This is a genomic window from Kineosporia babensis, assembly GCF_021129305.1.
GTDB classification, from domain to species: Bacteria; Actinomycetota; Actinomycetes; order Actinomycetales; family Kineosporiaceae; genus Kineosporia; species Kineosporia babensis.
In genome coordinates this window covers 746,628-762,775 of sequence record NZ_JAJOMB010000001.1, presented here as the reverse complement: position 1 = coordinate 762,775, position 16,148 = coordinate 746,628, and the positions used below count along the sequence as shown (strand labels likewise).

The window sequence follows — 16,148 nt, the reverse complement described above, 5'->3', positions numbered from 1 at the left end:
ACCTCCTCGTGCACACTGTGAGGTGGTCGCGATCCGCGCGGCCGGTCGAGTCGCGAGAACAGCAACGAGGTGATCCCGGCTGAGCAAGAACCCCGGCCGGACCAGCAGCACTGACCGGCAGATTCTGTCCCTGGCCCTGCCGGCCCTGGGTGCCCTGGTGGCCGAACCACTCTTCCTGCTCGCCGACTCCGCCATCGTCGGCCGGCTGGGCACCACCGAACTGGCCGGACTGGGCATCGCCGCAGGCATTCTGACCACCGCGGTCTACATCTTCGTGTTCCTGGCCTACGGCACCACCAGCAGCGTGGCCCGGCTGGTGGGAGCCGGTGAGCGCACCAAGGCGATCGCGATCGGGATGGACGCCGCCTGGCTGGCCGCCGGGATCGGCCTGATCGTGGTGCTGCTGCTCTACCCCGCCGCGCCCTACGCCGTGGACCTGATCGGGGCCGCCGGGGCTGAACCGGGCGTGCGCGAGGCCGCCATCGTCTACCTGCGCTGGTCGTTGCCCGGGGTGCCGGCGATGCTCATCGTCCTGGCTCTGGTCGGCGTCCTGCGTGGGCTGCAGAACACCCGCGTCACCCTGTGGATAGCCGTGACCGGTGCGGTAGTGAACGCCCTGCTCAACGTGCTGCTGGTGCATGGCCTGGGGTGGGGGATCGCGGGCTCGGCGGTAGGTACTTCGATCACCCAGGCGGGCATGGCCGTCGCTGCCATCGGTTACGTGGTGGGCGACGCCCGGCGGGCCGGGGTATCCCTCTGGCCGCAACTGGCGGGCGTGCGCCTGGCCGGCCGCACCGGCGTCCCCCTGTTGATCCGGACCATGGCGATGCGGGTGCTGCTCCTGCTGACGACCGGCGTGGCAGCGGGTTTCGGAGCCCCGGCGCTGGCCGCTCACCAGGTAGCCCTGAACGTGTGGAACCTGCTCGCCCTCGGTCTGGACGCGCTGGCCATCGCCGGGCAGGCCCTGACCGGCAGCGCCCTGGGCGCCGGCGACGTACAGGGGGTGCGCGACGCGACAGCGCGGATGGTGCGCTGGGGGATAGGCGCCGGAGTGGTCTTCGCGGGAGTTCTGCTGCTCTGCGCCGGGATTCTCGGCCCCTTGTTCAGCGACGATCCCCAGGTACGGACGGCGCTCACCGGGGCGCTGATCGTGGCGGCTCTGACGCAGCCGATCGCGGGGTACGTCTTCGTGCTCGACGGGGTGCTGATCGGGGCCGGAGACGGGCGTTTCCTGGCCTATGCGGCAGTAGCGCAGACGGCGCTCTATGCCCCCGTCGCGATCGCGATCGGCCTGTGGGGCCCGGACGGCAAAGCCGGCCTGGTCTGGCTGTGGACGGCCTTCGCCGGGGGCTGGATGATCGTCCGGGCCGTGGTCCTGCGGCGTCGGGAACGAGGGGACCAGTGGCTGGTCACCGGCGCCTACCGGTGAACCGGCTCAGGAGTCCTTGACCATGATCCGCTTCTTGACCCCGTCCGGCAGGGTGAACGTCTCGAGGTGGTAGCCGGGCGGGACGGTCGGGTCGTCGGGATTGTGGGCCGCGGGCCTGCCGACCGGCTTCACATCGGCAGGACCCATGATCTTGAAGAGCGCCATGTACACGCGGCGCCCGAACGAGGGCCGTGCTGCGTTACTCATGCGAAACATTCTCGTCGCAAAGCCGCGAAGACCAAAGTGCCAATCCGCGAAAGTCGGCTCATCGGTTCGGCAATGGCCACGGGGTAAAAACAGCCGGCCCCGATCCTGCCGAAGCAGAACCGGGGCCGGCCGAACCGCTACTGAAGGGGCATCAGCCCTCGGCGACGACCTTCAGCGTGACCTTGGCCTGGACGTCGGCGTGCAGCCGGACGTGGGCGGTGTGGTCACCGGTGCTCTTGATCGGAGTCGGCAGTTCCACCTTGCGGCGGTCCACCTGCGGGCCCTCGGCGCGGACGATCGCCTCGGCGATGTCGCTCGGGGTGACCGCACCGAACAGGCGGCCGGAAGCGCCGGCGCGGACCGCGAGGCGGACCGGCTTGGCCTCCAGCTTGGCCTTGATCGCCTTGGCCTCGTCGAGGGTGGCGATCTCGCGGGCCTTGCGGGCCTTGCGGATCTGGGTGACCTGCTTCTCGCCACCCTTGGTCCAGCTGGTCGCCAGGCCACGCGGAACCAGGTAGTTACGGCCGTAGCCGTCCTTGACCTCGACCACGTCGCCGGGGGTACCCAGGCCGGAGACTTCCTGCGTGAGGATGAGCTTCATCTTCGCGTCCCCTCTGCTCAGCGGGCCGAGCTGGAGTACGGCAGCAGGGCCATCTCCCGCGCGTTCTTGACGGCCTTGGCGATCTCCCGCTGCTGCTGCACCGAGACACCGGTGACCCGACGGGCCCGGATCTTGCCGCGGTCGGAGATGAACTTCCGCAGCAGAGCGGTGTCCTTGTAGTCGACCACCGTGATCTTGGCGGCCTTCAGCGGGTTCTGCTTCTTCTTGGGCTTGCGCACGGGTGGCTTAGCCATCGTGGTTACTCCTTACTGCACGAGTTGGGGAAGCCGGTGCTCCTGAAGAAGGAGCCGGCGTAGAGATCAGAAGGGGGGCTCTTCCTGGCTGCCGCCGAAACCGCCACCGCCGCCACCCGATGCCGGGCCAGTGGCCCACGGGTCGTCGGGCGGGCCGGACTGGCCGCCGCCGGAGTAGCCACCGCCACCACCGCCGTTACCGCCACCACCGGAGAAGCCGCCACCGCCACCGAAGTTGCCACCGCCGCCGCCACCGCCGCGCGAGGTCTTGTTGACCTTGGCGGTGGCGTAGCGCAGCGACGGGCCCAGCTCATCGACCTCGAGCTCGACGACCGTGCGCTTCTCGCCCTCGCGGGTCTCGTACGAACGGCTCTTCAGCCGCCCGGTGACGATCACCCGCGAGCCCCGGCTCAGCGACTCGGCGACGTTCTCCGCCGCCTCCCGCCAGACCGAGCAGCGCATGAACAGCGTCTCCCCGTCCTTCCACTCGTTCGACTGACGGTCGAACGCGCGGGGGGTCGAGGCGACGGTGAAGTTGGCCACCGCGGCCCCGCTCGGGGTGAAACGCAGCTCGGGGTCGTTCGTGAGGTTGCCGATCAGCGTGAGCGTCGTGTCGCCGGCCATGCGGTTTCTCTCCGGTCCTGCTGGATGCTTCGTGTGGGGGTGCCGGCCTCAGCCCGAGGGCTACCGGCGAGTGGAGTTGCTCAGCGAGCGGCGGGGCGGATCAGCTTGGTCCGCAGCACCGACTCGTTGAGGTTCAGCTGGCGGTCGAGCTCCTTGGCGTCGGCCGGCGTCGTGGTCATGTCGACCAGCGCGTAGATGCCTTCGGCCTTCTTCTTGATCTCGTACGCGAGCCGGCGACGGCCCCAGATGTCGACCTTTTCGACGGTGCCGCCACCCTTGCGGATGACGCCGAGGAACTTGTCGAGCGAGGGCGCAACGGTCCGCTCCTCGAGCTCGGGGTCGAGGATGACCATCAGCTCGTACTGACGCATGCGTAACCCACCTCCTTCGGTCTGAACGGTCACGGTCTCTCCGTGACAGGAGGGCTTGTGCGTCTCGGGAAGCGGTTCACCCCAGGGATTGGGGAGCACCGGTATCCCGATCGCCCAAGAGCGTACCTTCGTCAAGGCCCGGAGAAGAAATTTCGCGGATACTCAGCGCACCGGTCACGTCCGGCTGGTCCGGTCCGGCCGTCGGCGGGGCGTAGGTGGCCCGGTAGATGAGCACACCCTGCAGCCCCACCCAGGCGATCCCGGCGAGCCGGGCGAGAAGCATGATCAGGTAGAACTGCGAGGGCAGGCCCCGGTCGGGAGCGGTCTCGGCCGCGATGTACAGCCAGATCCCGACGAAGTAGACGGCCTCGGTGCCCGCCCAGATCAGGTGGTCGCGCCAGCGCAGCCCACTCAGGGCGATCAACGGCAACAGAAGTAGGGACGTCTGGGCCGGCAGCGATTTAGCGGTCAGGAGCACGACGGCGAGGGTTGCCAACGAGGCAGGCGCCAGCCGGCGGGTCACCCATTCGGCCATGTTCGTGGTGTCGGGCTGACCGGCGACAGGGAGCGCGGACAGCGGGGGTACCCGGACCACGGTCAGACGCAGCAGCAGGCCACCGAGCACGAACAGCGCGATCACCACCAGCGCTGAGGTGGCGCCGCCGCCAAGGGCATTGGCGCTGAACATCCACCCGAAGAGCAGCTGAGCCAGCCGCCCGGCCCAGGACGAGGCCGGGTCCGGTTCCGAGGCCCCGAGCAGCTGCGGGATCAGCCAGAGCGAGCCGTAGCCAGGGGCGCCGCCCCGCCAGGAGTCCAGCATGTCGCCGAACTGTCCGGTCAGGCCGGGCAGCAACAGAACGCGCAGCACCAGCCAGGTGATCACCGTGGTGCCGGCGAAGGTCACCGCGGCGAGGGCGCGCGGATCCCGGCCGGTCTCGCTCGGGTGGTCCAGGTAGGTGCCCGAGCGCCAGAGGGCCAGCACTCCCGCGACGATGGCGATCACGGCCACCTGGGGAGCCGCGGCCACACCCAGACCGAGGAGCAGGCCGCCGGCCAAGGCCCGGTTGCGGGAGAGGGCGAAGAGCGCGAGGGCGACCAGGACGATGGCCAGCACCTGGTACGAGATCAGCCCGGCGGTGATCAGGACCGGGCTGAGGGCCAGATGCGCCGCGTCCCAGCCGCGCCGGCCGAGGGTGAAGGTCACCGCGGCCACCGCGACCGCCAGCATGGCGGCCAGCAGCAGCGCGGTCAGGTCGAAGAAGCTGCGGTTGGCGCCCGGGTCGGAGGAGTCCACCAGGCCGGAGGTGACCCACATGAGCAGGCCGGCCAGCGGTGGCTGGCCCAGTCCGCCGGGTGAGCCCAGGGCCTCGCTCAGGCCCGGGCGGTCCGGTCCGCCCAGCCCGGAGCTGGCGAAGACCACCGGGATGTCGCTGTAGCAGGCGTGCCAGAAGTGGTCGGGCGTGCTCCAGCCGCTGGCCCGGCAGTGCTGCTTCTGCACGATGCCCAGGCCGAAGACCACGGCCGACAGCAGCACCAGCACGGTGGCCGCGCTCCAGATGCCGGTGGAGCTGGCCAGCCGCCGGCCCGCCGGTCCGCCGATGACCGGGCTGGCCGAGCGGACCAGCGGATCGAGACGGGTGGGCGAGTAGACGCCCTCCCCGTCGTCGGTCTCGGCCGGGGTCTGCGACCAACGGGGCGAGCCCGGCTTCGGTCTGGGCTGCCGGACCCGCCTACCCGTCATGGCAGCCAGTCGTTCCCGTCGTCGTCGGCGTCCTCGGTCGGATTGGCGCCACCGTTGTTCGGATCACCGGTGGGGTCGACCTCTTGGTCACCATCATCCTCCGGGTCGGTCGGCTCCCAGCTCTGACTCGGCTGACCGGTGGGCTGGTCGGTCGGGGTCCAGCTCTGGCTCGGCTGCTGAGTGGGCTGCTGAGTCGGCTCCTGCGAGGGGGTGTCGGTCGGGGTCGGTTCCTGCGTCACCGTCGGGGTCGGCGAGGAGCTCACCACCTCACCACCATGGCTGGGCTCGGGGAACTCGACGACGTCCTTACCCTTCAGCGCCTGCAGCATGTAGGCGGTCCAGATGTCGGTGGGCACCGAACCACCGGTGACCTGGCTCAGGCCCGGCCAGTTGCGCATCTTGTCGAGGCTCTGGCCGTCCTTCTTCACCTGGTGCAGCCCGACCGCGGTGACCACCTGCGGGGTGTAGCCGACGAACCAGGCCGAGAGGTTGTCGGTGGAGCTACCGGTCTTGCCGGCCACCGGGTGCCCGACGGCCCGGGCGGTCTTGCCGGAACCGTTGGTGACCACGTGCTCCAGGGCGTAGGTGGCGTCGGCGACCACGCTCGCGTCGAAGACCCGCTCGCCCTTGGTGTCATCCTTGGTGACCTTGTGGACCGACTCGTCGTCCTCGACCCGGGTGACCGACTCCAGCACGTGCCAGTCGCGGCGCACCCCCTGGGCCGCCAGGGTGCCGTAGGCGCTGGCCAGGTCGATCGGGTGCACGCTGGTCGAGCCCAGCACGTTCACCAGGTTCTTCTTCAGGTCGTCGGTCTCCGGGATGCCCGCGTCGATCGCCGCCTGGCGCATCTTCTCCGGCCCGACCTGGTTGTTCAGGTCGACGTAGACGGTGTTGACCGAACTTTCGGTGGCCTTGACCAGGTCGATCCAGCCGTAGGGGGTGCTGTCGAAGTTGCTGATCTTGCGCGAGTCACCCGCACCGGTGATCACCCGGCCGTCGTTGCCGTCGTAGGTGGAGTCCAGGCTGACTCCGTCCTTCAGGGCGGCCAGCAGACCGAAGGTCTTGAACGTGGAGGCTGCCTGGGCGCCGTCCTTGGTGGCCTGGTTCATCTCTTCGCTGATGTCGGCGCCGCCGTAGATCGACAGCACCGCGCCGTTACGCGGGTCGATCGAGGCCATGCCGACCCGTAGGCCCTTGGGGGCGCCGTCCGGAGTCTCCTCCTTGACCGCCCTCTCGGCCGCCTTGACCAGGCGCTTGTTGAAGGTGGTGACGATCTTGTAGCCGCCGGTGGTGAGCTTGTCCTCGGGGATGCCGACGTCCTCCTGGGCCTCCTCCTTCACCATCTCCATCAGGTAGGCCTCCTGACCGGTGGCGGAGGTGCTCGGCTTCTCCTTGATCACCTTCGGGAACTTCATCCCGGCGCGCTCGGAGGCGTCGAGGTAGCCCTCCTTGACCATCGCGTCCAGCACGACGCCCCAGCGCCGCTCGGCCCGGGCCTTCTTCTCGTCGTCCTTGCTCGGGTCGGCCAGGGTGGGGGCGTTGATGATGCCGGCCAGGAAGGCGCTCTCGGAGACGGTGAGGTCCTTGGCCTCCTTGTCGAAGTACGCCTTCGACGCGGCCTGGATCCCCCAGGTGCTGCGGCCCCAGTAGATGGTGTTCAGGTAACGCTCGAGGATGTCGTCCTTGGACATCCGCTCGTTGACCTTCATCGCCATCACGGCCTCGCGCATCTTGCGCGTGTACGAGAGTTCCTTCTGGTCGTACACGTTCTTCACGTACTGCTGGGTGATCGTCGAACCACCACCGGTGTCGCCGCCGGTCACGGTCGAGAGCGCGGCCCGCGCGATCGACGTCCACTGCACACCGCTGTTGGTCCGGAAGGTGTTGTCCTCGGCGGAGATCACCGCGTTCTGCACGTGCGGCGGGATGTTGGCCAGCTGGACGTTCTCCCGGTCCTGGATCTTCAGGGTGCCGAGCACGTCCTTGCCGTTGGAGTAGTAGACCGTGGTGGTCTGCGCCTTGAGCGTGGCGTCTTCCGTGGTGGGCAGCGCGACCGAGTTCCAGAACCAGAACACCGCAGCGGCCACCACGAGCACGCCGAACGAGGTGAGCCCGGCGATGAGCTTCCAGGAGGGCAGCCAGCGCTTGATCCCGCGCTTACCCCAGCGCGGGTAGTTCAGGTACCGGTGGTAGCCCTGCGGGGGCGAGCCATCGCCACCGCCGCCCTTGCGCGAGCGGGTGTTGCGGCGGGGCGGCGCCGTGGTGCTGTCCAGCTCTTCTTCCTCCTGGCCCGCCCAAAGGTTCAGCGCACCAGTGTTCGCGAGCAGACGACCGGCGCGGCTGTCCCGCAGGCGGTTCTGTGCCCGTCCGTACGTCGACATTCCGTCCGGCGACTGTGCCGGAGCGCCCAGTTCGTCGTACGGCGACGCGCCGTAGGCAACCGTGTGCGCATCTGCATGGTCGGCAGCAGAACGGGAGGAATAAGGATCTGAGGGAGGAATGATGGGCCGCGCACTGGGCCGCGGGGTCTGCGGACCGGCGGCGGAGCGCATCGGCTGCTCGCGGTCGTACGGGTCACGGTCGTACGGGCCAGGTGCTTCGGCCGCCCGGCCACCGGAACGGGAGGACGCCGGGGCACTGCGGTGCTCGGAAACCGGGCCGGAGGACCGGCGACGGCCGTTGTCCGGCGGCGGTTCGGAGTAACGCGGCTCGTCCGCATAACGCGGCGGCTCGGAACGACGCGGCTCTTCCGAACGGCGTAGCTCCGGCGGCCGGTGCGAAGGTTCGGGGCGGCGCGGGGCTTCGGAACGGCGGGGAGCTTCTTCGGGACGACGAGGAGCTTCCGGGCGGCGAGGAGCTTCCTGGCGCGGTGCTTCCTCACGGGCCGGCCGCTGTGAGCGGCGGCCGCCGAGACCCTGGCCCTGGTTGTTGTTGCGGTTGCCACCAAGGCCCTGACTCTGGTTACCGTTGTTACGGTTACCACCGAGGCCTTGGCCCTGTTGTGCGCCCAGACGCCGGCCGCCCAGGCCGGGCTGCCCGTTGGCCCGCTGACCGCCGGGGGCGTTGAGTCGTCGGCCGCCGAGGCCGTTCGGCTCACCGTCGGACGGTTCAGGGCGGCCTCGCGATGGGCCAGAAGGACGTTCCACGGTGCTCGATGCCCTCCTGTTTCCGTACGCCGTGAGGCATTCGTCCGAATGACGGATCGCTCCAGTGTGCGGCGGCCCCCCTCTTCTTCCCAAATCCGCCGGTGACGAGGGTACGGGGTCCAGCTGTGTGCGGTCTGCGCCTAGAGCGGCTTTAAACCCGACCTACTCCCTTTATTTGCCCTCGTTCACTGTGATCCACCCGGTCTTGTCCTCGGGTTCACCGCGTCGTATCGTCAATCCGACGCTCGGATATATCGCTCCGATACATCACTGCGATGTAGCGAAGCGTAGGCGCGGCCTCACGCATCCGAGACCAGTTCCACCGGCAGAAGCAGGAAGGGGAGGTACCGGCATGAGTCGTCGTCGCGGCGACGTTCTCGAGCTGGCCGTCCTCGGTCTGCTTCAGGAGTCCGGCCTGCACGGCTACGAGCTGCGCAAACGGCTCAACGCCCTGCTCGGCCCGTTCCGGGCGCTCTCGTACGGCACGCTGTATCCCTGCCTGAAGTCGTTGCTGGCTTCCGGCTGGATCCGCGAGGCCGGCACCCCGGCGCCCGGTCCGGACGCGGTTCCGCCGGCCTCCCCGCTGGGCGGCCGGCGGGCCAAGATCGTCTACGAGCTCACCGCAGAGGGTAAGGAACACTTCCAGTCCCTGGTCAGCCACCCCGGGCCGGCGGCCTGGGAGGACGAGCGGTTCGACGTGCACTTCGCCTTCTTCGCCCGGACCGACGCCGTCACCCGGCTGCAGATCCTGGAGGGCCGGCGCAGCCGGCTCGAAGAGCGGCGCGAGGGCTACCGGCAATCCATGCAGCGCAGCAGGGAACGGGCCGAGCAGTACACGCTCGAACTGCAGCGACACGGCCTCGAATCCGTGGACCGCGAGGTGCGGTGGCTCTCGGAGCTGATCGACACCGAGCGGGCGAGCAACATGACTCACCCCCCTGACGACGACCGTTAACCCCGGTTCTCGCTCACGACCCCGTTAGAAACCAAGGAGAAACGCATGGGTTCCATCCGCGTTGCCATCGTCGGCGTAGGTAACTGCGCGTCCTCGCTCGTGCAGGGCGTCCACTTCTACGCTGATGCTGACCCGCAGGGCACGGTCCCCGGTCTGATGCACGTCCAGTTCGGCGACTACCACGTGCGTGACATCGAGTTCGTCGCGGCTTTCGACGTCGACGCCAAGAAGGTCGGCTTCGACCTGGCCGAGGCGATCAACAACAGCGAGAACAACACCATCAAGATCGCCGACGTGCCGCCGACCGGCGTCACCGTGCAGCGCGGTCACACCCTCGACGGTCTGGGCAAGTACTACCGCGAGACGATCGAGGAGTCGCCCGAGGAGCCGGCCGACATCGTCGCCGTGCTCAAGGAGCGCAAGGTCGACGTCCTGGTCAGCTACCTGCCGGTGGGTTCCGAGGACGCCGACAAGTTCTACGCCCAGGCCGCGATCGACGCGGGCGTGGCCTTCGTCAACGCCCTGCCGGTGTTCATCGCCTCCGACCCGGAGTGGGCGCAGAAGTTCATCGACGCCGGTGTCCCGATCGTCGGTGACGACATCAAGAGCCAGGTCGGCGCCACCATCACGCACCGCGTGATGGCGAAGCTGTTCGAGGACCGCGGCGTGGTGCTGGACCGCACCTACCAGCTGAACGTCGGCGGCAACATGGACTTCAAGAACATGCTCGAGCGGGACCGCCTGGAGTCCAAGAAGATCTCCAAGACGCAGGCCGTCACCAGCAACATCGAGCACGACCTGGGCGCCCGCAACGTGCACATCGGCCCGAGCGACTACGTGCAGTGGCTGGACGACCGCAAGTGGGCGTACGTCCGCCTCGAGGGCCGCGCGTTCGGTGACGTCCCGCTGAACCTGGAGTACAAGCTCGAGGTCTGGGACTCCCCGAACTCGGCCGGTGTGATCATCGACGCCCTGCGCGCCGCGAAGATCGCCAAGGACCGCGGCGTCGGCGGCCCGGTCGTCTCGGCCTCCGCGTACTTCATGAAGTCCCCGCCGGTCCAGGTCGAGGACCGTCAGGCCAAGGAAGACGTGGAGAAGTTCATCCGCGGCGAGGTCTGATCCGCAGTAGTTCCAACCTGATTGGGGACGTCGGCGAGACTCACGATTGAGTCCTCGCCGACGTCCCCGATCGGCTTTTACGGCAAGATCAGGCCTTCGTCACCGAGACCGTGATCTCGACCTCGCCGACGATTCCGGCGAACCCACCCGACAAGGCGTCCGGCGCGCCGTCCGGGGTGTGCTCGGCCAGGTCGACCGATTCGCCGAGCACCTCTCCGAGCACGAATTCCTGGTGGGCGCGCACTGCTTCGAGCACCTCGGCCGGAGCCGTGACCACCAGCCTGATCCGGTCGGAGATGTCCAGGTCGGCATCGCGCCGGGCCTGCTGCACCACCCGCACCACGTCCCGGGCCAGGCCCTCGACCTCGAGTTCGGGGGTGACCTCGGTGTCCAGCGCGATGGTCACCCCGCGCTGAGTCTCGACCACCCAGCCCGAACGCGGAAGCTCGGTCACCACAACGTCTTCCGCGGTGATGTCGACCGGCGAACCCTCGAAGTCCACCTTGACCGCGCCCTCGGTGCGCAGCGCCGCCACGATCTCCTCGGCCGGCAGCGCGGACAGCGCCTTGGCCACCACCTGGGTCTGCTTGCCGAAACGCTTGCCGAGCGCCCGGAAGTTCGGCTTGACCTCGACGTCGACCACCGCGCCGGCCGAGGCCAGGGTGTCCAGCTTCTTCACGTTGAGCTCTTCGGCGATGTCGTCCAGCAGCGCCTGCGACAGCGTGACCCCGCCCGGCAGGCCCACGAACGCGGCCGAAAGCGGCTGGCGCACACGTACCTTGCTGGCCTTACGGGCAGCCCGGCCGGCCTCCACGGCATTGCGCGCGAACCGCACTTCTTCCGACAGGGAGGCGCTGATCAGCGACGTGTCCGCCACCGGCCAGTCGGCCAGGTGCACCGACTCGGGGGCCGCGGAGTTGCCCGGCCGCACCACCAGCTGCCAGACCTCTTCGGTGATGAACGGGACGATCGGCGCCAGCAGGCGGGTCAGTACGTCCAGGCACTCGTACAGCGTGACCAGGGCGTCCATGTCGCCGTCCCAGAAACGCTGACGCGAACGCCGCACGTACCAGTTGGACAGGTCGTCGACGAAATCGCCCAGCACCCGCCCGGTTCCGGCGGTGTCGTAGTTCTCCAGCTTCTCGTCCACGTCGCGCGCCAGAGCGTGCAGTTCGCCCAGCACCCAGCGGTCCAGGGTGCTGCGCTCGCTGACCGGACGGGCCGAGGCCGGGGTCCAGTCGACGTGGCTGGCGTAGAGGCTGAAGAACGACGCCGTGCTCCAGTAGGTGGACAGGAGCTTGCGGGTGATCTCGTCCAGCGGGCCCGGGCCGACCCGGCGCGGCGACCAGGGGGAACCGGAGCAGGCCATGAACCAGCGCAGGGCGTCGGCGCCGTGCGCGTCCATCAGCGGGATCGGCGCCAGGATGTTGCCCAGGTGCTTGCTCATCTTGCGGCCGTCCTCGGCCATGATGTGGCCCAGGCAGACGACGTTCTCGTAGGGGGAGCGGTCGAACACCAGGGTGCCGACGGCCATCAGGGAGTAGAACCAGCCGCGGGTCTGGTCGATCGCCTCGGCGATGTACTGCGCCGGATAGCGGCTCTCCAGGGCCTTTTCGCTGCCCTCGACGTGCGGGTAGCCGATCGCGGCGAACGGCATCGCGCCGGAGTCGTACCAGGCGTCGATCACCTCGGGCACCCGCGTGGCGGTCTTCTGGCAGGTGGGGCAGGCGAAGGTGATCTCGTCGATGAACGGACGGTGCGGGTCCAGTTCGGACAGATCCTGGCCGGCGAGCTCGCCGAGTTCCTTACGGGAACCGATCGCGGTGACGTGGTCGTCCTCGCAGCGCCAAAGGGGGAGGGGAGTACCCCAGTAGCGCGACCGGGACAGCGCCCAGTCGATGTTGTTCTCCAGCCAGTCGCCGAAGCGGCCGTGCTTGATGTGCTCGGGGTACCAGTTGGTCTGCTCGTTCTCCCGGAGCAGTTCCTGCCGCACGGAGGTGGTGCGGATGTACCAGGCAGGCTGCGCGTAGTACATCAGCGGCGTGTGGCAGCGCCAGCAGTGCGGGTACGAGTGCTCGAAGCGCTGCGAGCGGAAGAGCACGCCGCGCTTCTTCATGTCCATGATCAGCGGCTCGTCGGCCTCCTTGAAGAACAGCCCGCCGACCAGCGGCACGTCCTCCTTGAAGTGCCCGTTGCCGGCCACCGGGTTGACCACCGGCAGGTTGTTCGCCCGCGCGACCAGGAGGTCGTCGGCGCCGAAAGCGGGCGCCTGGTGCACCAGACCGGTACCGTCCGCGGTGGTCACGTACTCCGCGAGCACCACCCGGTGCGCGTCGGGGATTTCGATCAGATCGAACGGACGCTGGTAGCGCGCGCCTTCGAGGTCGCGGCCGGGGAACTCGGCGAGCACCTCGGCGTCCTCCCCCAGAACCGCCGCCTGCAGCGGCTGGGCCACCACGAACGTCCCCTTGTCGTTCTTCGCCAGCACGTAGGTGACGTCCGGGTGGACGGCGACCGCGGTGTTGGAGACCAGGGTCCAGGGGGTGGTGGTCCAGATCAGGAGTTCGGCGTCGGCGTGCCCGGCGAGCGGCTCGACGAGCGGGAAGCGGACGTAGACGGACGGGTCCTTGACGTTCTCGTACCCCTGCGCGACCTCGTGGTCGGACAGCGCGGTGCCGCAGCGCGGGCAGTACGGGGTGACCCGGAAGTCCTCGTTCAGGCGTCCGTCGGTGTGGATCTTCTTGAGCGACCACCAGACGCTGTCCACGTACTCCGGGGACATCGTCTCGTACGGGTTGTCCAGGTCGATCCAGTAGCCCATCCGCTCGGTGAGCTGGGCGAACTCACCGACGTGGCGGGTCACCGACTCGCGGCAGCGCTGGTTGAAGAAGGCGATGCCGACGTTCTCGATGTCGGGCTTGCCGGAGAGGGTGAGTTCCTTCTCGACGGCCAGCTCGACCGGCAGGCCGTGGCAGTCCCAGCCGGCCTGGCGGGGGACCGAGTAGCCCTTCATCGTGCGGTAGCGCGGGAAGAGGTCCTTGAACACCCGGGCCTCGACGTGGTGCGTGCCGGGGGCGCCGTTGGCGGTGGGCGGGCCCTCGTAGAACACCCAGGGGGCGCCGTCCTTGGTGCGCTCCAGGGTGCGCTCGAAGATCCGGTTCTGCTTCCACCAGTCGATGATCTTGTGATCCGTGGCGGGCAGGTCGATCCGCGTGGGGAGGCTGGAGAAGGGGGTGGCGAACGTGGGTTCGGCCATCGGAAGGACGCTCCTCGTCAATCGCATGAGCTCTGGGGCAAGGGACTCATGCGGGGACGAAGCTGTGCGGCTCCGCGGTACCACCCCGCTTGCAGTTGCCCCGGAGGACGACTGCCGCTCGAAGACGCTGTGACGTGCGCCGAGGACGTCCGGTTCTACTGGGAGAGCGCTGGGAGGCGTTCTCTGTTCTTCCGGAGGCTCACCGGTGATGGCCGGGTCGAAGCCGCTGCATCGATCATACGCAGTTCGGCAAATCAGATCCGGGCGCCGCGGCACTAGCATCGATGCGATTACTTTAGATCGCGTGCTTCGAGCGCTGATGGCAATACTCGAAGTAGTTGAACCCGTGACGACACAGAGACTGGACCCCAATGCTCGACCGCCAGGTCATCGACTCCCTGTTCCCCGCCGACCTCCCCTCCCCGGCCGAGCTGGAACAGCAGTACCCGCCCCGGGAGCTGCCCGAGGGCGCGATGGTGACCCGGCTCGGCCCCTCCCCGACCGGTTCCGTGCACATCGGCGGCCTGTACGTCGGCATGATCAACAAGGACCTGGCCGGTCGCACCGGGGGCCACTACCTGCTGCGGGTGGAGGACACCGACCAGGCCCGTGAGGTCGAGGGTGCCGCCGAGCAGTTCACCCGCGCGTTCGAGTACTTCGGCGTCGAGCCCGATGAGTCCGCCCTGGCCGGCGGTGAGTACGGCCCGTACTTCCAGTCCCAGCGCGAGGCCCTCTACCTGACCTTCGTGCGCGAGCTCCTGCGCGAGGGCAAGGCCTACCTCTGCTTCGCCACCCCGGAGGAGCTGGCCGACATCCGCGCCCGCCAGGAAGCCTCCAAGGCCCCCACCGGCTACTACGGTCGCTGGGCGATCTGGCGGCACGCCTCCGACGAGGACGCGCAGAAGGCGCTGGACGAGGGCCGCCCCTACGTCGTGCGCTTCCGGACCCCGGAGGACGGCCCGCTGCGGATCAGCTTCGAGGACGCGATCCGCGGCAAGCTGCAGCACGAGGCCAACCGGAACGACGCGGTCATCCTGAAGAGCAGCGCCTCCAGCCCGCGCCTGCCCACGTACCACTTCGCCCACGCCGTGGACGACCACCTGATGCGCGTCACCCACGTCATCCGGGGCGAGGAATGGATCAGCTCGGTGCCCCTGCACCTGCAGCTGTTCGACGCCCTGGGCTTCGAGCGCCCGACGTACGCGCACATCGCCCCCCTGATGAAGATGATCCCCGGGGGCAAGCGCAAGCTGTCCAAGCGCAAGGACCCGGAAGCCGGCGTCGAGTTCTACATCGAGCAGGGTTTCCCGGCCGCCGCCGTGCAGTACTACCTGCGCGGTCTGGCCAACGGCCGACTGGCCGAGCTCCCCCTCGACGAAGCGCTGAGCACCCCGCTCGAGCTGGACCAGTTCGGTGTGGCGGGCCCGCTGGTGGACCTGGTGAAGCTGGAGGGGCAGAGCGCCGACTACATCTCCACCCTCAGCTCCGAGCAGGTTTACGAGCAGGTTCTGGTCTGGGCGGAGCAGTTCGACGCCGAGCTGGCCGAGGTGCTGAAGGCGGACAAGGACAACGCGGTCAAGGCGATCGGCGTGGAGCGCGAGGGCGTCGACAACCCCCGCAAGGACCTGCGCAAGTGGTCGGACTTCCGCCCGCAGTACGGCTTCTTCCTCTCCGCGCTGTTCACCCCCGTCGCCGGCCCGGCCGACGAGCGCGTCACCCCGCTGAACGTTGCCCCCGAGGTGGTTTCGGCGTACGTGAGCACCCTGGTCGAGGACTATCAGCACCTGGATGAGCAGCCGGAGTGGTTCAACCAGCTGCGCGAGGCCGGCGCCAAGAACAACTTTGCGCCCAGCCCCAAGGAGTTCAAGAAGAACCCGGATGCCTACCCCGGCTCGATCCGTGAGGCGTCGCAGCTGGTCCGGGTGGCGCTGACCGGTTCGACCCGCAGCCCCGACCTGCACGCGGTCGCGGTGGTGCTGGGGCAGGACGAGGTGCTGCGCCGCCTGCGCGCGCTGGCCGGCTGAGGGTTCCAAAAGCCTTCACCACCAATGGACGCGTGTGGTCCCCCAGGGGACTACACGCGCCTCCCATCGGCGCAGCTGATGCAGTGAGTCGCCAGCGGCCGGGCCTCCAGGCGGGCCACCGCGATCGGCTCACCGCATCCGGCGCAGACCCCGTAACGCCCGGCCTGCAGTTCGGCCTGCGCCTGATCGATCCGGGCCAGCGCGGCCCGGGTACGGGCCAGGGCGGCGGCCAGCTGCTCCCGCTCGAAGGCGATGGTCGCGCCTTCCGGATCGTGCTCGTCGTCGGCATTGGAGTCCAGCGACGCCTCGATCATCCGGGCGTGCTCGTGCTCCAGGGCCGCCAGAGTTGCCTGGCTCTCCGCCTTGACGGTGCTGAGAATCGCCTGCCGCTCGTCCATATCGACCACAGTAGGCAGCACCA

Annotated in this window: 13 protein-coding genes; 4 read left to right on the top strand and 9 right to left on the bottom strand. The window is 68.8% G+C overall.

Going from position 1 to position 16,148, the window contains the following annotated elements:
* Positions 1-79: 79 nt before the first annotated feature.
* Positions 80-1,429, top strand: a complete 1,350-nt coding sequence (locus LR394_RS03430) for an MATE family efflux transporter (RefSeq protein ID WP_269328631.1) — start codon at positions 80-82, stop codon at positions 1,427-1,429.
* Between the two features lie 6 nt (positions 1,430-1,435).
* On the opposite strand, the gene LR394_RS03425 is transcribed toward LR394_RS03430, so the two are convergent.
* The 7 genes from LR394_RS03425 to LR394_RS03395 all read right to left on the bottom strand — a co-directional run bounded on the left by LR394_RS03425 (position 1,436) and on the right by LR394_RS03395 (position 8,373).
* Positions 1,436-1,636, bottom strand: a complete 201-nt coding sequence (locus LR394_RS03425) for a hypothetical protein (protein WP_231438845.1) — start codon at positions 1,634-1,636, stop codon at positions 1,436-1,438.
* Between the two features lie 151 nt (positions 1,637-1,787).
* The gene (gene rplI, locus LR394_RS03420) at positions 1,788-2,237 is read right to left on the bottom strand and encodes a 50S ribosomal protein L9 (protein WP_231438844.1); all 450 of its coding nucleotides are present in this window, start codon (positions 2,235-2,237) and stop codon (positions 1,788-1,790) included.
* Positions 2,238-2,254: 17 nt separating this feature from the next.
* Complete coding sequence (gene rpsR, locus LR394_RS03415; protein WP_231438843.1) at positions 2,255-2,491, bottom strand: 30S ribosomal protein S18; 237 nt, start codon at positions 2,489-2,491, stop codon at positions 2,255-2,257.
* 66 nt (positions 2,492-2,557) lie between these two features.
* Positions 2,558-3,115 (bottom strand): single-stranded DNA-binding protein, encoded by a 558-nt coding sequence (locus LR394_RS03410; protein WP_231438842.1) that lies wholly within the window; start codon positions 3,113-3,115, stop codon positions 2,558-2,560.
* Positions 3,116-3,195: 80 nt separating this feature from the next.
* Positions 3,196-3,486 (bottom strand): 30S ribosomal protein S6, encoded by a 291-nt coding sequence (gene rpsF, locus LR394_RS03405; protein ID WP_231438841.1) that lies wholly within the window; start codon positions 3,484-3,486, stop codon positions 3,196-3,198.
* Between the two features lie 76 nt (positions 3,487-3,562).
* Positions 3,563-5,227 carry a hypothetical protein gene (locus tag LR394_RS03400; protein ID WP_231438840.1) on the bottom strand — a complete coding sequence of 555 codons (1,665 nt, stop codon included), beginning with the start codon at positions 5,225-5,227 and terminating at the stop codon, positions 3,563-3,565.
* A complete protein-coding gene (locus tag LR394_RS03395; RefSeq protein WP_231438839.1) occupies positions 5,224-8,373 on the bottom strand; it encodes a transglycosylase domain-containing protein in 3,150 nt (1,049 codons plus the stop codon). Before LR394_RS03395 ends, LR394_RS03400 begins: the two co-directional genes overlap by 4 nt.
* Before the next feature lie 352 nt (positions 8,374-8,725).
* On the opposite strand from LR394_RS03395, the gene LR394_RS03390 reads away from it, so the two are divergent.
* Together LR394_RS03390 and LR394_RS03385 are read left to right on the top strand one after the other, a co-directional pair.
* Positions 8,726-9,328, top strand: a complete 603-nt coding sequence (locus LR394_RS03390; RefSeq protein WP_231438838.1) for a helix-turn-helix transcriptional regulator — start codon at positions 8,726-8,728, stop codon at positions 9,326-9,328.
* Positions 9,329-9,373: 45 nt separating this feature from the next.
* Complete coding sequence (locus tag LR394_RS03385) at positions 9,374-10,447, top strand: inositol-3-phosphate synthase (protein ID WP_231438837.1); 1,074 nt, start codon at positions 9,374-9,376, stop codon at positions 10,445-10,447.
* 88 nt (positions 10,448-10,535) lie between these two features.
* Here the strand turns inward: LR394_RS03385 and ileS are convergent, their stop codons facing one another.
* Positions 10,536-13,703: an isoleucine--tRNA ligase gene (ileS, locus tag LR394_RS03380; protein ID WP_231438836.1), complete on the bottom strand. Its 3,168-nt coding sequence runs from the start codon at positions 13,701-13,703 to the stop codon at positions 10,536-10,538.
* Between the two features lie 371 nt (positions 13,704-14,074).
* Between ileS and LR394_RS03375 the strand changes: the two genes are divergently transcribed.
* Entirely contained in the window at positions 14,075-15,727 is a 1,653-nt protein-coding gene (locus LR394_RS03375) for a glutamate--tRNA ligase (protein ID WP_231438835.1), read from the top strand.
* A 50-nt stretch (positions 15,728-15,777) separates the two neighbouring features.
* Here LR394_RS03375 and LR394_RS03370 read toward each other — a convergent pair whose 3' ends face one another.
* On the bottom strand, positions 15,778-16,125 hold the full coding sequence (locus LR394_RS03370; protein ID WP_231438834.1) for a TraR/DksA family transcriptional regulator: 348 nt from the start codon (positions 16,123-16,125) through the stop codon (positions 15,778-15,780).
* Between the last annotated feature and the right edge of the window lie 23 nt (positions 16,126-16,148).

Bases quoted from the DNA above. Each gene is read 5' to 3' on its own strand.
- LR394_RS03370 (WP_231438834.1), bottom strand. From the start codon at position 16,125: ATGGACGAGCGGCAGGCGATTCTCAGCACCGTCAAGGCGGAGAGCCAG.
- ileS (WP_231438836.1), bottom strand. From the start codon at position 13,703: ATGGCCGAACCCACGTTCGCCACCCCCTTCTCCAGCCTCCCCACGCGG.
- rpsF (WP_231438841.1), bottom strand. From the start codon at position 3,486: ATGCGTCAGTACGAGCTGATGGTCATCCTCGACCCCGAGCTCGAGGAG.
- LR394_RS03390 (WP_231438838.1), top strand. From the start codon at position 8,726: ATGAGTCGTCGTCGCGGCGACGTTCTCGAGCTGGCCGTCCTCGGTCTG.
- rpsR (WP_231438843.1), bottom strand. From the start codon at position 2,491: ATGGCTAAGCCACCCGTGCGCAAGCCCAAGAAGAAGCAGAACCCGCTG.
- LR394_RS03425 (WP_231438845.1), bottom strand. From the start codon at position 1,636: ATGAGTAACGCAGCACGGCCCTCGTTCGGGCGCCGCGTGTACATGGCG.
- rplI (WP_231438844.1), bottom strand. From the start codon at position 2,237: ATGAAGCTCATCCTCACGCAGGAAGTCTCCGGCCTGGGTACCCCCGGC.
- LR394_RS03375 (WP_231438835.1), top strand. From the start codon at position 14,075: ATGCTCGACCGCCAGGTCATCGACTCCCTGTTCCCCGCCGACCTCCCC.
- LR394_RS03385 (WP_231438837.1), top strand. From the start codon at position 9,374: ATGGGTTCCATCCGCGTTGCCATCGTCGGCGTAGGTAACTGCGCGTCC.
- LR394_RS03410 (WP_231438842.1), bottom strand. From the start codon at position 3,115: ATGGCCGGCGACACGACGCTCACGCTGATCGGCAACCTCACGAACGAC.
- LR394_RS03400 (WP_231438840.1), bottom strand. From the start codon at position 5,227: ATGACGGGTAGGCGGGTCCGGCAGCCCAGACCGAAGCCGGGCTCGCCC.